The organism is Amycolatopsis sp. WAC 01375, from assembly GCF_003947325.1.
Classification (GTDB): Bacteria; Actinomycetota; Actinomycetes; order Mycobacteriales; family Pseudonocardiaceae; genus Amycolatopsis.
On sequence record NZ_QHHW01000053.1, the window covers coordinates 33,050 to 48,778 of the forward strand.

At 67.3% G+C, this 15,729-nt stretch carries 19 protein-coding genes; 11 read left to right on the plus strand and 8 right to left on the minus strand.

What is annotated here, in order from left to right:
• Window positions 1-48: 48 nt before the first annotated feature.
• On the plus strand, window positions 49-171 hold the full coding sequence (locus tag DL991_RS43845; RefSeq protein WP_255431388.1) for a hypothetical protein: 123 nt from the start codon (window positions 49-51) through the stop codon (window positions 169-171).
• A gap of 53 nt (window positions 172-224) precedes the next feature.
• On the plus strand, window positions 225-1,298 hold the full coding sequence (locus DL991_RS34590; protein ID WP_125788569.1) for a SagB/ThcOx family dehydrogenase: 1,074 nt from the start codon (window positions 225-227) through the stop codon (window positions 1,296-1,298).
• A 601-nt stretch (window positions 1,299-1,899) separates the two neighbouring features.
• Here DL991_RS34590 and DL991_RS34595 read toward each other — a convergent pair.
• Window positions 1,900-3,120 carry a DUF222 domain-containing protein gene (locus DL991_RS34595; RefSeq protein WP_370308753.1) on the minus strand — a complete coding sequence of 407 codons (1,221 nt, stop codon included), beginning with the start codon at window positions 3,118-3,120 and terminating at the stop codon, window positions 1,900-1,902.
• Between the two features lie 746 nt (window positions 3,121-3,866).
• Entirely contained in the window at window positions 3,867-4,580 is a 714-nt protein-coding gene (locus DL991_RS34600; RefSeq protein WP_125788570.1) for a methyltransferase domain-containing protein, read from the minus strand.
• Window positions 4,581-4,608: 28 nt separating this feature from the next.
• On the opposite strand from DL991_RS34600, the gene DL991_RS34605 reads away from it, so the two are divergent.
• Entirely contained in the window at window positions 4,609-4,989 is a 381-nt protein-coding gene (locus DL991_RS34605) for a MerR family transcriptional regulator (RefSeq protein WP_125788571.1), read from the plus strand.
• Between the two features lie 19 nt (window positions 4,990-5,008).
• Here the strand turns inward: DL991_RS34605 and DL991_RS34610 are convergent, their stop codons facing one another.
• From DL991_RS34610 to DL991_RS34620, 3 genes are read right to left on the minus strand one after another with little or no spacing between them, the layout of a single operon-like run.
• Window positions 5,009-5,596 (minus strand): DUF305 domain-containing protein, encoded by a 588-nt coding sequence (locus DL991_RS34610; protein ID WP_125788572.1) that lies wholly within the window; start codon window positions 5,594-5,596, stop codon window positions 5,009-5,011.
• A gap of 48 nt (window positions 5,597-5,644) precedes the next feature.
• Window positions 5,645-6,019 (minus strand): DUF6153 family protein, encoded by a 375-nt coding sequence (locus DL991_RS34615; RefSeq protein ID WP_125788573.1) that lies wholly within the window; start codon window positions 6,017-6,019, stop codon window positions 5,645-5,647.
• Window positions 6,020-6,038: 19 nt separating this feature from the next.
• On the minus strand, window positions 6,039-6,410 hold the full coding sequence (locus tag DL991_RS34620; RefSeq protein WP_007030039.1) for a metalloregulator ArsR/SmtB family transcription factor: 372 nt from the start codon (window positions 6,408-6,410) through the stop codon (window positions 6,039-6,041).
• A gap of 75 nt (window positions 6,411-6,485) precedes the next feature.
• On the opposite strand from DL991_RS34620, the gene DL991_RS34625 reads away from it, so the two are divergent.
• Both DL991_RS34625 and DL991_RS34630 read left to right on the plus strand, forming a co-directional pair.
• Window positions 6,486-7,472 (plus strand): cation diffusion facilitator family transporter, encoded by a 987-nt coding sequence (locus tag DL991_RS34625; protein WP_199754185.1) that lies wholly within the window; start codon window positions 6,486-6,488, stop codon window positions 7,470-7,472.
• Window positions 7,469-8,515, plus strand: coding sequence for a winged helix DNA-binding domain-containing protein (locus DL991_RS34630; protein WP_125788574.1), 1,047 nt, complete (start codon window positions 7,469-7,471; stop codon window positions 8,513-8,515). Before DL991_RS34625 ends, DL991_RS34630 begins: the two co-directional genes overlap by 4 nt.
• Here the strand turns inward: DL991_RS34630 and DL991_RS34635 are convergent.
• Window positions 8,508-9,665, minus strand: coding sequence for an epoxide hydrolase family protein (locus DL991_RS34635; RefSeq protein ID WP_125788575.1), 1,158 nt, complete (start codon window positions 9,663-9,665; stop codon window positions 8,508-8,510). The genes DL991_RS34630 and DL991_RS34635 overlap by 8 nt on opposite strands.
• A 79-nt stretch (window positions 9,666-9,744) precedes the next feature.
• Here DL991_RS34635 and DL991_RS34640 point away from each other — a divergent pair, with 79 nt between their 5' ends.
• From DL991_RS34640 to DL991_RS34660, 5 genes are all read left to right on the plus strand, one after another.
• A complete protein-coding gene (locus DL991_RS34640; RefSeq protein ID WP_125788576.1) occupies window positions 9,745-10,137 on the plus strand; it encodes an NUDIX domain-containing protein in 393 nt (130 codons plus the stop codon).
• A gap of 188 nt (window positions 10,138-10,325) precedes the next feature.
• Window positions 10,326-10,769 (plus strand): single-stranded DNA-binding protein, encoded by a 444-nt coding sequence (locus DL991_RS34645; protein ID WP_125788577.1) that lies wholly within the window; start codon window positions 10,326-10,328, stop codon window positions 10,767-10,769.
• Window positions 10,770-10,853: 84 nt separating this feature from the next.
• A complete protein-coding gene (locus DL991_RS34650) occupies window positions 10,854-11,882 on the plus strand; it encodes a polyprenyl synthetase family protein (protein ID WP_233599169.1) in 1,029 nt (342 codons plus the stop codon).
• Between the two features lie 36 nt (window positions 11,883-11,918).
• Window positions 11,919-12,227 (plus strand): cupin domain-containing protein, encoded by a 309-nt coding sequence (locus DL991_RS34655; protein WP_125788579.1) that lies wholly within the window; start codon window positions 11,919-11,921, stop codon window positions 12,225-12,227.
• 93 nt (window positions 12,228-12,320) lie between these two features.
• Window positions 12,321-12,947 carry a TetR/AcrR family transcriptional regulator gene (locus tag DL991_RS34660; protein WP_125788580.1) on the plus strand — a complete coding sequence of 209 codons (627 nt, stop codon included), beginning with the start codon at window positions 12,321-12,323 and terminating at the stop codon, window positions 12,945-12,947.
• Here DL991_RS34660 and DL991_RS34665 read toward each other — a convergent pair.
• Complete coding sequence (locus DL991_RS34665; RefSeq protein WP_125788581.1) at window positions 12,937-13,887, minus strand: hypothetical protein; 951 nt, start codon at window positions 13,885-13,887, stop codon at window positions 12,937-12,939. The genes DL991_RS34660 and DL991_RS34665 overlap by 11 nt on opposite strands.
• 263 nt (window positions 13,888-14,150) lie before the next feature.
• Between DL991_RS34665 and DL991_RS34670 the strand changes: the two genes are divergently transcribed.
• Complete coding sequence (locus DL991_RS34670; RefSeq protein ID WP_125788626.1) at window positions 14,151-15,023, plus strand: hypothetical protein; 873 nt, start codon at window positions 14,151-14,153, stop codon at window positions 15,021-15,023.
• A 113-nt stretch (window positions 15,024-15,136) separates the two neighbouring features.
• On the opposite strand, the gene DL991_RS34675 is transcribed toward DL991_RS34670, so the two are convergent.
• Window positions 15,137-15,700 carry a hypothetical protein gene (locus DL991_RS34675; RefSeq protein ID WP_233599170.1) on the minus strand — a complete coding sequence of 188 codons (564 nt, stop codon included), beginning with the start codon at window positions 15,698-15,700 and terminating at the stop codon, window positions 15,137-15,139.
• Between the last annotated feature and the right edge of the window lie 29 nt (window positions 15,701-15,729).

The window sequence follows — 15,729 nt, forward strand, 5'->3', positions numbered from 1 at the left end:
GGTATATTCGCTTGACCGGAGTAACCGCTCACGGAGAGGATCGACGGCATGCACGAGGAAGATGACGACGAGTTCTTGTACGAGCTCGAAGCGGAGTACAAGGCACAGAGCACCTGGGGTGGGTTCGAGCCGCCGCCGAACGGCGGGCCTCCTTTCCGCTCGCGACGCTGAATGACCTGACGTATTCGGAAAGTATTACTGGGGACTGGGGCGCAAGACATTCGATGCTGGTAAGGGTTTCCTCTTGCGGAACGCTCTATTGGTCCGATGGTGACGTCGTCTGGGACGACCACCTCGGACATCGCCAGCTCAAACTCGCCGAAGGAACCGAACGCGTCCTGCGCTGGTTCGGTTCTTGGCGAGAACCGGAATCGGTCCGCGCGGCGGACGAGAATCCCGAGATCGGGGAAAGGCTCGTCCGTATCGCGCGCGCGATGATCCGGTACGACGTGCTGGTGGTCAAAGGTTCCACCCGGCACCAGCGGGAAGAAGAGATCCTCCGGGATTGGGGCCCTTGGGGAACGTCCGCGAGGGCTTTTCACTATGGCACCCGCTCGTTGCGCGAGACCGAGTTCACGACCAGCGAAATGACGGCGAAATCCTTGCTGGAGAAGGCGAAGGCCAGCCCTCCGCCTTCTCCGGTGCGACCTTCGGGCGAGTACGAGACGATAGCGCTGCCCGAACCGTCAACGGAAGAACTGAACGCGATCGGACTCGGCGACGCACTGAACCAGCGCAGAAGCGTCCGCGAGTTCGGCGAAGAACCCTTGCGGCTGCGCGATTTGAGCGCACTTCTCACCGCCGCCCGGCCGACGAGACCGGAAACGCATCCCGACATCCCCGCCACCGGCAACGTCTTCAAGACGAGCCCGTCCGGCGGAGCGAGGCACCCGACAGAGGTGTACGTCTACGCGAGAAATGTCGAAGGCCTCGATCGGGCCGTCTACCACTACGACGGTTTCCGGCACGGCCTCACGCCACTGGACGGCAAGATCGACGACGACCAACTGATCGCACTCGCCGGCGACCAGCACTGGACCGGCAACGCCGGCGCGCTTTTGATCTACACGAGCGTCATCGAGCGAAACCAGTGGAAGTACCCGGTGAGCCGCACCTACCGGGTACTGCTGATGGACGTCGGCCACCTCAGCCAGACCGTGTACCTGCTGGCGACCGCGCTCGGCCTGAACGTCACGTTCACCGCGGCGCTCCGCGACGAACTGGTCGAGGACCTCCTCGGCTGCGATCCGGCGAACGAACTGGTGCTGGGGATGTCGGTGCTCGGTACCCGCGCTTGAGGGTCGCTCGTTTGCTTTGCTTTGCAGTGCGCCGCAGTGAGCTGGGGTGCTGCGGCCGGGTTCGTCTTTGTGCCGGCGGTCTCGTCGTTGCCGAAAAACAGCCACGGCACAAAGGGACCAAGGCGCCTGCGAACGACAACTCGCCGAAGTCCACGCCTGGTCGTCGCCGTTCTCCGACGATGGCTCAGAAGGTGGGGTTCGCCAACCAAGCGAGGGCGAACCCTCGCGACTCTACTCGCTGGCGTGGTCGCCGTGAAAGTGCCGTCCGAGGCAAGCCGATAGTCCAGCCGAGTTCGTCTTTGAGCGAGCTCGACCGCCTCACCGTTGCCATAGAACGGCCACGGCACGGGCCCAGACCGTCGCCATTTTCCGGCGACGTCCCAGAACTCGGCGGAGGTTCCTCGGCTAGCGGAGGGACCGTGGCAGCACGGGCAACGGCAAGTCATAGTCGTGGGTGGAGAAGCTGCCTTAGCGAAGCATCCGGCAACACCCAGAAAGCGTTCCTGCGCCGAAGAGTGCGGCGGCGCGGATGGGCCTTGGTGAGGCACCCCGCAGGTGAGGGTCTTGCCGGAGGAGGCTGTTGCCGTTTTCCGGCGATGGTTCAGAACGGTGGTGGCTCGTCGGCCGTCCGGGGTTCGTGCAGCGGTGGAGGCGAACTGTCGTAACGCTGCCCTGTCGGTGTGGTGACGGTGAGAGTGCCGTCCGCGGCAAGCCGGTAAATCCAGCCGGGTTCGTCTTTGAGTCGGTGGTCGCGGCGGCACAGGTCGATCAGTTCATCGGCGTTGGTGTGGCCGCCGAACTGCCACGGCACGACATGGTCGAGGTCGCAGGCTTGGGCGGGACGGTGGCAGCCGGGTCTTCGGCACTCACGATCCCGCACCCGCACGAACTCTCCCACCCCCGCCGTCGGCCGATACCGATCCCGCCCCAAATCCAGCACCTGCCCGGAGAGCGGGTCGGTGATGATCCGCCGCAGTACCGTGTCCGGCCCACTGGCGATCTCACGGGCCAGCGACGCCGGGATGTGTCCGTGCCCGGCCAGCTCCGCCGGATCCTCGTTCACGCCGAGGTAGGTGTTCAGATCCATGTAGAGGAATACCTCCGCCCGCTCGCTCTTGCCGCCCTGGCCACTGAGCAGGAGGTCGAGGGCGACGTCGGCGCGGAGCTGGTCCAGGGTGCGGGGCTCGTCGCCGGTCTTGAGGGCGCGTGCTTCCCGATCGATCCGCGTGTAGGCGGCGGCGACTTTCTCCACCGGCCCGTCCTCGACCTCGATCGACGCCACCCCTGCCTCACCGTGGCGCACCGTGAGGCGGCGGCCCGCACGGGAATGCTCAGACCGGCGAGAAGCACCCTCCCGATCCACCGTCATCGCCGCATGACTCGCCGCCTTCCGGACCTGCTCGGAGTTCTTCCCCTCCAGGCGGTCCTCCAACAACACGTCTGCGGCCCGGGCATCCTCATCCGACAGCCACGACGTCGCCGCCGCGACCTTCGCCGCCCCGAACCCATCCACCAAACCCCGGTCCATCAACCCGAGTGTCCGCGGCAGCCGGGTGGTCAACGCCTCCGCGGTGGAAACCAGGGTGCCTGCGTGACGGTCCACAACAGACAATGCGAACGCCACCTCCTGCACCACACTCGAAACCCCGCCACGATGACGCCCCAACTGTCCGATAGCACGGAACCGGACCGCCTCCAACCGTGCGATCCCCACCGACGCCGCCACCGCGACATCCACCACATCCCTATCCCCCAACGAATCCAGCGAACCAATAACCTCCCCCAACACATCCGACTCGGTCATTTCCTTGAGTAGCGCCACAACGGCGTCAGAAGTATCCACACACAGAACGTACAACCGACCACCGACAGTTTTCGATGTCATAGACATCGCTGGCGTTGCCGTTTTTCGGCAACGACACAAACCGGCTCGGAGTAGTGCCGCTACTCGCCCGATGGCGGGGGCCGAGGTTGGGATGTCCCATGTACAAGGAGATCTCCCGACATCCCGCCCCGCGGGCGTCGCCGATTTCCGGCAACGACACAAACCGACCCGGTAGTAGCGCCGCAACTCGCCCAACGGCGAGGGCCGAGGTTGGGAAGTCCCATGTACAACGAGATCTCCCGACATCCCGCCCCGCGGGCGTCGCCGATTTCCGGCAACGACACAAACCGACCCGGTAGTAGCGCCGCAACTCGCCCAACGATGGGGCGGGGCCAGGAAGTCCCGCGTACAAGGAGATCTCCCGACATCCCGCCCCTGGGTGCTGCGGGTGTTGCCGTTTTCCGGCAACCGACCCAAACTGGCCCGGTAGTAGTACCGCTACTCGCCCAATGGCGGGGGCCGGGAAGTCTCGTACGCACGGGATCTTCCAGCGTCCGGTTCACAGGTGCCGCGAGCGTCGCCGTTTCCCGGCAACGACACAAACCGGCTCAGCAGTAGCGCCACAACTCGCCCCAAGGCGAGGGCCAGGGCCGGGAAGTCCCGTACGCTGGGGGACCTTCCCACGCCCGGTTCACAGGCACCACGGGTGCTACCGTTTTCCGGCAACCACACAAACCGGCCAACTACAGAGCCACAGCGCGACCACTGGCCAAAAACTGCGGCACAGCAACAAAACCCCCACCATCAACCTGTTCCGCCAGCCAAACCTCCCCCTCCTCAACAGAAACCGCGCCCACCCGGACGGCCACCTCCACCAACCCGCGAAAGAACGAAGCCCCGCCAAGGAAACCGACGACCCCCTCCACCGAAACCTCACGAAACCCGCATCCGGCCAGCAACCGTCGAAACCCGCGCGCGATCCGGGGTGCGGCGATCACCGAAGCCCGGGCGCGCACGATCTCGCGCGTCAGTGCCGGATAGGCGGAATCGATCATCAGCGCCTCCCAATCGGGTCCTGACAACACGATCCGCCCGCCAGGAGCCAGAACTCGGCGCGCCTCCGCCAAAGCGCGCTCGGGCTCGGCCAGTTCATGGAACACCTTGTCCGCCCGGTATCCCGCGAACCCTCCGTCGACTGGCAGCGAGTAAGCGTCACCGACCAGAAACTCAGACGAAGGCGATCGACGACGGGCCTCTCCGACCATCTCGGTCGAGAGATCGACGCCGAGCGCACGGAATCCCCAGGAAGACAACTCGGATACGGCCAGGCCGGCACCGCAGCCGACGTCGAGCACCGCGGAACCGGGCTCGAGCCGGAGCAGTTCGTAGGTCCGGGCCCGCAGTTCGGCGGCTCCCGGCAGGGCATCGGCGGCGTCGAGCCGCTGCAACATGGACATACCGGGGATCGTCCGACTTAATGGCGACATGAAGTCAAGCACCTTGAGCGTCGGCGAGGTCGCGGAGCGCTTCGGCCTGGCGACGCATGTACTGCGCCATTGGGAATCCGTCGGCCTGCTCAAGCCGGCGCGGGCGGGTGATCGGCGGCGGTACGACGACGGCGATCTGTACCGGATAGCGATCATCCTGCGCTCGAAGGAGGCGGGATTGAGCCTCGACGGCATCCGTGAGATGTTCCTGAAGCCCGGCGAACGCGAAGCGGCCCTCAGACAGCACAAAGAAGAACTCGAGCGACGTATCGCCGCCGCGCGAGCGTCGCTCGCGATCGTCGACTGCGCTCTCGGATGCGAACACGAAGACTTCACCCAGTGCCCGCACTTTCGGGAGGCGGTGGCGCGGGCCTGTTGACCCGCGCCACCGTCCCGGCTCAGCCGAGCAGTGCGCGCATCTCGGTGATCTCGGCCTGCTGACCGTCGATCACCTTCTGCGCCAACGCCTTCACCTCGGCGTTGCTGCCCTGTTGCAGCGCGGTCTTCGCCATCTCGAGCGCGCCTTCGTGATGTTCGACCATCATCTCCAGCCACTGCTTGTCGAAGGCGGCGTCTTTGGCTTGGCCGAGTTTCGTGAGATCTTCCTCGGTCATCATGCCGGACGCCGAGCCGTGCCCGGAGTGCTCGCCCGACGGTGCCACTCCCCAGCCTTTCAGCAATCCGTTCAGCTGCTGGATCTCCGGATCCTGCGCCTTCTGGATCCGCGCGGCGAGGTCGACGACCTTCGCGTTGCGAGTGCGGTCGTCGACGAGTTTCGCCATCGTGAGCGCCTGTTCGTGGTGCGGGATCATCCCTTGCGCGAACGTGACGTCGGCCTGGTTGTGGCCGGCCTGCTGGGGATCCGGCGCCTTCACCGTGGACATGTCGTGCCCGGTGGACGCGGTGTCGGAGCTCGCGCATCCGGTGAGCACGGCGAAGGAGGCCAGGGCGGCGAGGGCCGCCCCGGCCAGTTTCCTGCTGGTCATGGTTCTTTCCTCAACTCGGTTTCGGGCAGGGCGGGACGAACCCGCCTGTCACACCCGCAACACGCAAAGGAAGGACAATCTCTCGGGAACCGGTCTCCAGCGCGGAGGATCACGGCCCGACGCCGAACCGCCGCCCCGGCGTGACTTCCAGGTCGCCCCCGCCGTCCGTCCATTCCGGACGAGCAGCCAGGTGACGATCAGCAGCACGGCCGCGGCGAGTACCGCGAGGCACAGATGCAGTCCTTTGTGTCCGCCATCGTCGTGCGAAGGCGTGTCCGCGCAACATGGATCCGCCATCGCGACGGCCGAGTGCCCCGCACCGTGGCCGGACTCGGCGACCACGTGATGCATGCCGACCAGCCCCAGCGCCACCACGCACAACAGCAGCCACCGCAGGGCGGCCGGGTACGAGGACTGGGTCACGGTTCCACCGTAGCCGGATTCAGCGCGCCGCCGGACGGTGGGGTTTCCCCGCCGAATGCAGCGCCGGGATGTCGCGATCGATGTGATCGGCGTGGAACAACGCCTGCGCGAGCAGGCCGCGGACGTGGTCGTTGGCCGCCGAGTAGTAGACGAACGTCCCCTCGCGGCGACCCTTGACCAGTCCGGCGAGCCGCAGTTTCGCGAGATGCTGGCTGACCGCCGTCGGCGCCGCGCCCGCCAGTTCCGCGAGACAGGCGACCGAGGACTCGCCCTGCAGGAGCGCCCAGAGCACCTTGATCCGGGTCGGATCCGCGAGCAGCCGGAACGTCTCCGCGGCCAGGTGGACCTGCTCCTCGGTGGGCATCTCGAAATCCGGGACCGACTCGTGCATGTCAGGAGGATAGCCGCTACCCTTCTGTCTGCGTACCTGCATGACTGCGCAGGTATCAGAACAGTGAGGTGAGGAATGACCGGCCATGGACACAGTCACGGCCACGGGCAGGGGAAGAGCCGCCTCCGCCACTTGCTGACCCCGCACAGCCACGACAGCGCCGATCGCGTCGACACCGCGCTGGAGACCAGCAAACGCGGCGTCCGGACGCTGATCTGGTCGTTCATCGCTCTGTTCGTCACCGCCGTCGCCCAACTCGTGCTCGTGCTGATCACCGGATCGGTGGCCCTGCTCGGCGACACGATCCACAACTTCGCCGACGCGCTGACCGCGGTCCCGCTCGGCATCGCTTTCCTGCTCGGCCGCCGCGCCGCCACCCGCCGTTACACCTACGGACTGGGGCGCGCCGAAGACCTTGCCGGCGTGCTCGTCGTCCTGCTCATCGCCGCGTCGGCCTTCCTCGCCGGGTACGAGTCGATCCAGCGACTGCTCGATCCACGCCCGGTCCAGCATCTGTGGGTGGTCGCCGCGGCGGGGGTCATCGGTTTCGCGGGCAACGAACTCGTGGCCAGGTACCGGATCACCGTCGGCCGAGAGATCGGATCCGCCGCGCTGGTCGCCGACGGGCTGCACGCGCGTACGGACGGCTTCACCTCCCTCGCGGTCGTGCTCGGTGCGGCCGGTGTCGCGTTCGGTTTCCCACTGGCCGACCCGATCATCGGCCTCGCCATCACGGTCGCGATCCTGTTCGTCCTGCGCGACGCGGCCAAGGAGGTCTTCCGCCGCCTGATGGACGCCGTCGACCCGGCCGACGTCGATCGCGCCGAACGCGCGGCCGCCGAGGTGCCCGGGGTACTCGGCACCCGGGACCTGCGGATGCGCTGGATCGGTCACAGCCTGCGTGCGGAACTGGCGGTTTCGGTCGAGTCCGGGCTGAGCGTCACCGAGGCACACCACCTCGCCCATCAGGTCGAGCGGCGGCTGCGCGAAGTCCTCCCGCGGCTCGCGGAAGCGGTCGTGCACACCGAACCGGCGAACGCCCATGAGATCGTCAACGGGTGACGCTGTCCGACAACGACATCCGCGCCGTCCGCGCCCACGCGCAACTGCTGGCCGCCCCGGCCGCGGACGTGCTCGCCGTGGCCAGGTCGGTCGCCGCGATCCAGGCGCAGTCGACTCCCGCCGCCCGGCTCGCGATCCGGGCCCGCAGCCGGGGACTGAGCGCGCCGGACGTCGACGGATCCCGCGCGGTGGCGCGCACCTGGCTGATGCGCAAGACGCTCCATTTGGTGCCGACGGCGGATCTCCGCTGGCTGAACCGGTTGTTCGGGCCGCGTAACGTCCAGGCGGGGCAAGGCCGCCGCACGCAACTGGGGCTCACCGGCGAACTCTGCGAACGCGCACTCGCAAAGCTCCAGGATCTCTTGCCGGGCAAGGCACTCACCCGGCAGGAGATCCTGGACGGCTTGGCCGCCGACGGCATCGCGCTCGACGCGGGATCCCAGGCTCCGGCCCATCTCCTGGCGTACGCGGCGAATCGCGGTCTGCTCTGCCGAGGTCAGGACGACGGAACGGAGCCGACGTACGTACTCCTCGACGAATGGGCCACCGAGGACCACACACCGGACGAACCGCACGCGGAACTCGCCCACCGATACCTGACCGCGTATGGCGTCGCGACCGCCGAGGACTTCGGCGCCTGGTCCGGTCTCCCGCTCGGCCTGTGCCGCAAGGCTTTCGCTGCGCTGGATCTCGTGCCCGCCGGCCACGGCTTCGCGCTGCCGGAGACCGGCCTCTCCGCTCCACCGTGTCCCCCGCGCCTGCTCGGCGCCTTCGACACCTACCTGCTGGGCTACCGCGACCGCGAACTTCTCCTCGACCCGGCCGAGGCGAAGCGCGTCAATTCCGGCGGCGGGATGATCGCGCCGACCGTACTGGTCGACGGCCGGATCGCCGGAATCTGGCACACCAAGCGGACCGCGAAGCGGACGAAGGTCGTCGTCGAGCCCTTCGCCACGCTCGCGCGGACCGTCATCGTCGGGCTGGAGTCCGAAGTGGACGATTACGGCCGCTTCCTCGGGGAAGCCGCCGTCCTCGTCATTTGAGGGAGCGGAAGAACTCCCGCACGTCCCCGACCAGGATCTCGGGCTCCTCCAACGCCGCGAAGTGCCCGCCGCGATCGACATCGGTCCACCGCACGATCGTGTGCGCGTCCTCCGAGTACCGCCGGATCCCGACGTCGTGCGCGAAGATCAACGCCGCCGTCGGCACGCCGGAGTTCTTCTCGACGGCTCCCCAGGTTTCCGCCTGCGCGTAGCCGACGTACGCGGACGAAGCCGCCGTGCCGGTGAGCCAGGTGAACATGACGTTGGTCAGCAACCGGTCCCGGCCGATGATCTCCTCCGGCAGCGTCGGGCGCGGATGCGTCCACTCCCGGAACTTGTCCATGATCCAGGCCAGCTGCGCGACCGGCGAGTCCACGAGCCCATAGCCGAGGGTCTGCGGCCGCGTCGACTGGATCGCGATGTACCCGAACTCCTCCTGCATGAACGCGCCGATCCGCTTCACGCGGTCGCGTTCGACGTCGGTGAGCGAAGCGAGTTCCTCCTCCGACAACGACATCGGGGGCATCGGCGTCAGTCCGCCGTTGACGTGCACGCCGATCACCTTGTCCGGCGCGAACCTCGCCACCTCCGGCGACACGGAAGCGCCGAGGTCGCCGCCCTGCACGCCGTAGCGTTCGTACCCGAGCCGTCGCATCAGCTCCGCCCATGTGCGGCCGATCCGCGGCATGGTCCAGCCGGAATCCGAGACAGGACCCGAAAAACCGAAACCGGGCAGCGACGGGATCACGAGGTGGAACGCGTCCGCCGGGTCACCCCCGTACGCCTTCGGGTCGGTGAGCGGACCGATGACGTCGAGGAACTCCACCACCGAACCCGGCCAGCCGTGCGTGAGGATCAGCGGCGTCGCGTCGGCTTCGGGCGAGCGAACGTGCAGGAAGTGGATCCGCTGCCCGTCGATGACCGTGGTGAACTGCGGGTGGCCGTTGATCTCGCGTTCGGCGGCGCGCCAGTCGTAACCGTGGCGCCAATACTCGGCGAGTCCGCGCAGCCATGCCACCGGCACTCCGGTGTCCCAGCCGTCGCCGGGGAGCGGAGCGGGCCAGCGCGCGCTGTCGATCTTCGCGTGCAGTTCGTCCAGCTGCTCCTGAGGGACGTCGAGGCGGAAGGCGCGGATCTCGGTGTTTTCCATGATGCCCACGTTACGAGGCATTGCGGACAGGTTCGGTCCTCAATCGGACCGGGCTTCCCGAGTGCGGGAAGATGCGCTCGTGACGGACAAGTACTTGGCCTACGGCAGGCTCATCCGCGACGGGAAGATCCTGTTCATCCGGCGGCGGCCGGGGTCCTTCCTCGGCGGCCACTGGGAGCTGCCGGGCGGCACCGTCGAGCCGGGCGAGCGGCCCGCCGAGACCGTGGTCCGCGAGTTCGCCGAGGAGACCGGGCTGACCGTTCGCGTCACCGGGGAACGCGGTGCCCGCAGCTGGGACGACGTCACGGGCAAGCCGATGCGGATCCACGCCACGGTGTACACGCTCGCCGAAGACGAGCCGCGAGACGTCGTGCTCGATCCCGAGGAACACGACGCACACCTCTGGTACACGCGGGAAGAAGCCGTCGCGCTCGACCTCGCCGAACACTTCCGGCACGCGCTCAAGGACTGATCGGTCCACATGCGACGGTCACCGTGATGTCATGAAAGGGTCGTTCAGGACACTTTTCGTCTTGAACGACCCTTTCCTGACATCCGGCCACCCAGGACCGCCGGAAACTGTCGTACCCCGGTGGTCTCCTCTTCCCAGGCGACAGCGGGCCCGGCCGGGCCCGCGCGCGGAAGCGAGGAGAAAGTCCCATGGCCGGAGAAACCGTGCTCACGGTGATCGGAAACCTGACGACCGACCCGGAGTTGAGGTTCACCCCCTCGGGGGCGGCGGTCGCGAACTTCACGGTCGCGTCGACGCCGCGCGTACTGGACCGCGCGAGCGGGGAATGGCGCGACGGCGACCCGCTGTTCCTGCGCTGCTCATTGTGGAAACAGGCCGCGGAGAACCTGACCGAATCACTCACCAGGGGGACCAGGGTGATCGTGCAGGGCAGGTTGAAACAGCGATCGTTCGAGACGAAGGAAGGCGAGAAACGCACGGTGGTGGAGCTCGACGTCGACGAGATCGGCCCGTCGCTGCGTTATGCCACGGCAAAGGTGAACAAGGCGGGCCGAAGTTCGGGAGGCACCCCGTCGGACGGCGCGTGGGAACGAACGCCGGTGACCGCCGGGAGTCCGGAGCCGCCCTTCTGACCCGGCGGTTTCCCTCCCGGGAGGGAACGATCTCCCTCTCCGGCGGCATGCGGTCGCGGCCGTCCGGCTCGGATGCTGGAGGTCGTGACCACGACCACGATCCTCACCGAAATCGGGCTGGACCCGGCCGACGAGCGGCACGCGGAGTTCGCCGCCGAACTCCGCACCGGGTTGTCCCTGGTCGAAGACAGACTTCAGGAGGTGTTACGCAGTCCCGGGCAGCCGGATCTCACCGAAGCCGCCACCCATCTCGTGCGCGCGGGCGGAAAACGGCTGCGGCCGTTGATGGCGCTGGCCGGAGCGGCGTTCGGCGACGGACGAGGCGATGCGATCTCGGCGGCCGTACTCGCCGAGCTCGTCCACGTCGCGACGCTCTACCACGACGACGTCATGGACGAGGCGCCGATGCGGCATGGGGTGACCAGTGCGAACTCGTTGTGGGGCAACAAGAAGGCCGTCCTGATCGGCGATTACGTGCTCGCCTGCGCGGCACGTGTCGGTGCCGGGCTCGGCGACTACGCGTTGCGTTCGCAGGCGCAGACGTTCGGCAGGCTCGTCCGCGGGCAGTTCCTGGAAACGACGGGACCGTTCGAAGACTGTGGCCGTCACGCGCCCTACGAGCACCACATCCAGGTGATGGCCGACAAATCCGCCTCGCTGATCGCGATGGCGGGACGACTCGGCGCCCAGGTGTCGGGTGCGGATGAGCGGACCATCGAAACGTTGGGTCAGTACGGCGAACTGATCGGCGTCGCGTTCCAGATCTCCGACGACGTCCTCGACATCTCCGCGTCCACCACCGACCTCGGCAAGTCCGCGGGCACGGACCTCCGCGAAGGCATCGTCACCCTGCCGATGCTGCACGCGCTCGACGACGAGGGGCCAGGTGCAGCGCGGTTGCGCGAGATCATCGGCCACGGGCCGGTTTCCGATCCGGCGGTCCGCCAGGAGGCACTCGGGCTCCTGCGCGGCTCCGCCGGTGTCGACCGCGCCCTCGCCGAAGCCCACGGATACGCCGCCAAGGCGAGGGACCTCGCGCTCGGCCTCCCCGACCGGCCGGCGAGAGCGCTGCTCGTCGGTCTTTCGGCGTTCGTGGTCGACCGCGGCGAATAGGCCTGTGAAGGGTGTGACCAGGTTTAAGGTGGCGTAATGACCACCGACAACCTGGGAAACGTCGAAGGCCGCGACATCGGCTCCGGAATCTCGATCATCCGCGAACGGACCGACGTCGACGGTTCCGGACCGAGGCTGCACCAGCACCCGTACCGGGAGACGTTCGTCATCATCCGCGGCCGGGCCAGGTTCACCATCGGCGACGCCGAACGTGAAGGCGGTGCGGGCGACGTCCTGGTCGTGCCCGCGGACACCCCGCACAAGTTCGCCGTGATCGGCCCGGAAACCTACGAAGCCGTCCACATCCACGAGAGCGACCATTTCATCACCGAGTGGCTCGAATGAATTCTGTCGGGCGCAAGAAAACCCTTTCCCGGGCTAGAATCCGACGACGTGCTCGTGTCCGGCGGGCACCCGAGGCGACGGGAACCGGGAACTGTGACCGACGTGGCGGACCGCAGCGGTGACGAAACCCGCCGGGTGGACAGGTTCGATCAGCGACGCGCGCAGCTGGCGATGTCGGCGCTGGTCACGTTGTCCGAATTGGGCTACGCGCGCACGAGCCTGCGGGAGATCGCGCAGAACTCCGAGTTCTCCCACGGGGTGCTGCACTATTACTTCCGGAACAAGGCCGAGCTGATCACCTACTGCGTCAAGCAGTACAAGGCCGAATGCGTCACCCGGTACGACCGGATGGTCGAGACCGCGGAAACGGCCGAAGAACTGAAGCGGACCTTCGGTGCCGCGACGGCGGCCACGCTGCGGGAAAACGCCCGGCTGCACCGGCTCTGGTACGACCTGCGTAACCAGAGCCTGTTCGAGAAGTTGTTCCAGGCCGAGGTCCTCGCCATCGACGAGACACTCGAACTGATGATCTGGCGGGTCGTCTCCCGCTATGCGGAACTTCTCGGGAAGCCGGCGGATTTCGCCCCGTCGACGACGTACGCGCTCTTCGACGGGCTGTTCCAGCAAGGTCTGCTGAAACACCTCGCCGGCCGGGAAGACGCGGCGAGGTGCCTTCAGGAATCGGTCGAACAGCTGCTGGCGCGGCTGTTCACCACTTGATGGTCGGATACCAGATGACGCCGGTCCGGCCCAGCACCCGCAGATCCCAGTACAGCAACGTGAAAGTGCCGGCGACCAGCAACGCGGCACCGGTCACCACGGCGATCCTGGTGGGTTTCGCGAGCATCCATCGCTGAAGCCGTCCGCCCGTGCCGTGCGTGAGCAGCAGGAACAACAACGCCATCACCAGGATGTTGCCGACCGACTGGAGGGAGAAAGCGGCGGCGCCGTAGAAGACGTTGTGGCTTTCGGCCGCGCTGCGGAACATCATCCGGAACAGCGGGAACGGCCTGCCGATCAGGAATCCGCCGATGAGCGCGCCCATCAGCACGAGCGGCGCGGGCGGGAACCGGCGGGTGAGGCCGCCGATCGGGTTGCGGACGAGCCCGACGGACGCCAGGCCCAGCACGATGAACACGATCCCGATCACGCCGTAGACGATCATCGACTGGATGTTCCGCGGGGTGAGCCCGCCCGGCGACGAAACTGTCGAGAACTGCGGCATCCTCGTGCCGACGAGCGCGACGACGACGCCGTACACCACGGAGACCGTCAGCATTCCCGCCGCGATCCAGCCCAGCGGCTTCAAGGTGTCGCCGAACTTCGGCCGCCCGGCGGCTCCTCCGCCGACAAGCGGCGCGACGGCGCCGAAAGCGGCGATATTGCACGCGGTGAACGTTCCGGCGAGCCCGGAGACGAACGCGAAGAACGTCCCGGCCAGCACTCCGCCGATCGGGGTCTCCTTGGCGTCGTGACCGAGGAGGGTGTTGGCGACGCTGTCGCCGATCACACTGTCCACAAAGGGCGCCGACCAGATCACCGTCAGCGCGAATCCGGCGAGGACGGACCAGAGCACCACCCGCCACCGATGTTCCGGATACGGACCGGAGCCGAGGAAATGCGCCTGCGGCGAAACGGGAGCGCGTTCGGTGACGGACATTCGTGCCTCCAGCGGCAGATGGCTTCCCCCTGCCGCTCATCGTTGTTGCGCCGGAGAGGGCGCACCACCTCCAAAATGCCGATCTGCCCTTGGGCCGACCGGCCCCGGGTAATCGGTGTTCCGCCGGGTACGCCGAAAGTGGAGCGTGACCGAATACCACCGAAAAGGTGAAAGCTCCGCGGTCTCGTGGGATCATCGTCGGACGAATGCGGCAGCATGGCCACCTGATCGGCCTTGACCGGCCACTGACCCTGCGGAGGACGATGGACTTCGACCAGGTCGCGGATGAGCTCTACGCCGGCGATCCGGCCGAGTTCGTGTCGGTGCGCAACCAGCGGGCGAAAGAGGCAAAAGCGGCGGGGGAAGCCGCCTTGGCCGAACGGATCCGCGCGTTACGGAAGCCCACGCTCGCGGCCACGATCCTCAATCGCCGGGCGGGCTCCCCTGAGCTCGCGGAGCTGGCCAGGCTCGGCGACGATCTGCGAAAGGCGCATTCGGCCCTGGCCGGCGCGGACCTGCGCAAGCTGGCCCGGCGGCGTCAGGAACTGGTGAACCGGATCCTGCGGGACGAACGGTCGATGAGCGAGCCCGTCACCCGCGAAGTCGAAGCGACCCTCGAGGCCGTCGTGGCCGATCCCGAGGTGGCGGCACTCGCGCTGGCCGGGCGGCTGAGCAGCGGCGCGGACAGCTCGGGCGACCAGTGGCTGACCAGCGGGTTCACCCCGCAACCGAAGCGCAAACCCGCCCCGGAGCGGGAAAAGCCCGCCACCGTGTCGCATTTGGACGATCGGCGGAAGGCGAAACGGGAGGCCGCCGAGAAGGCCGACCGGGAGCGCATCGCCAAGGCCCGCGAAGAGGCCGAACGCGAAGAGAAGCGGATAGCGGAGTTCAACCGGCTCCGGCGCGAGGCGGCCGATCTCGCGAAGGCCCGCAAACAGGCCGAGATCGACCTCTCCCGTGCCGAACGCCGGTCCGAAAAGGCCACCGAGAAGGCGAACGACCTCCGGCGGCGGCTCGCCGACGCCGAACTCGAGGAAGAGACCGCGAACAGCGAGACCGCGGCCGCGCAGACCGTCTTGGACGATCTGCGCGCCGAAGCCGAGCGGGTCGAGGAAGCGCTCGAGGAGTTCGAGTGAGGGGTAAGGCAAATGTGACGTGTCGGGGGTCCGTGAAGGCCTCCTTCACGGACCTTCACGGTAGGCAAGGAGGCCTTCACGGACTTCCGGAGGCTCGAGTTACGAGACACGGCCTACGCAGGCTGACGTTCTCGAACCCGCGTCGCGGCCACCCGGCGGCCATAGGGTGTCTTGCCGCCGGGCTTGTAGACCGACAGCACGGTCATGGTCACGTACATCGTCGTGGACACGATGATCGGGTAGAACCCGTCCACCCGGCGTCCCGCTTCCACGAACGCACCGTCCATAGTGGACTCGGCAGCCACCGCCAGTTCCCGGATACCCGGCAACAGGGAGAACAGCGTCAGCCCGGCGGCGGCCAGGGTCAGCACCAGTTTGATCGCGACCCACTTGTACCGGATCAGTCCCCATTTCGTGCCGACACTGAGCACGATCCCGCTGATCAGGGCGGTCAGGCTGACCGGCAGCAGCAGGTAGCCGCCGATCTGGTCCATCATCAGGATGGCCCCGTGCTGGCGGCGGGCGTCGTCGGTGAACACGGAGGTGAAGGTCAGGACCGCGTTCACCATGGTGATCCCGAGCCAGCCGAGTGACGAAACGACATGGACGACGAGGGCGAGTTTCCGCCACCGCGGGGTGAGCGTCACCGGCGGTCGCCGCACTGTGGAAGTACTCATGTGCCCAGTGTTTCCGCGGGCTGAGCTCC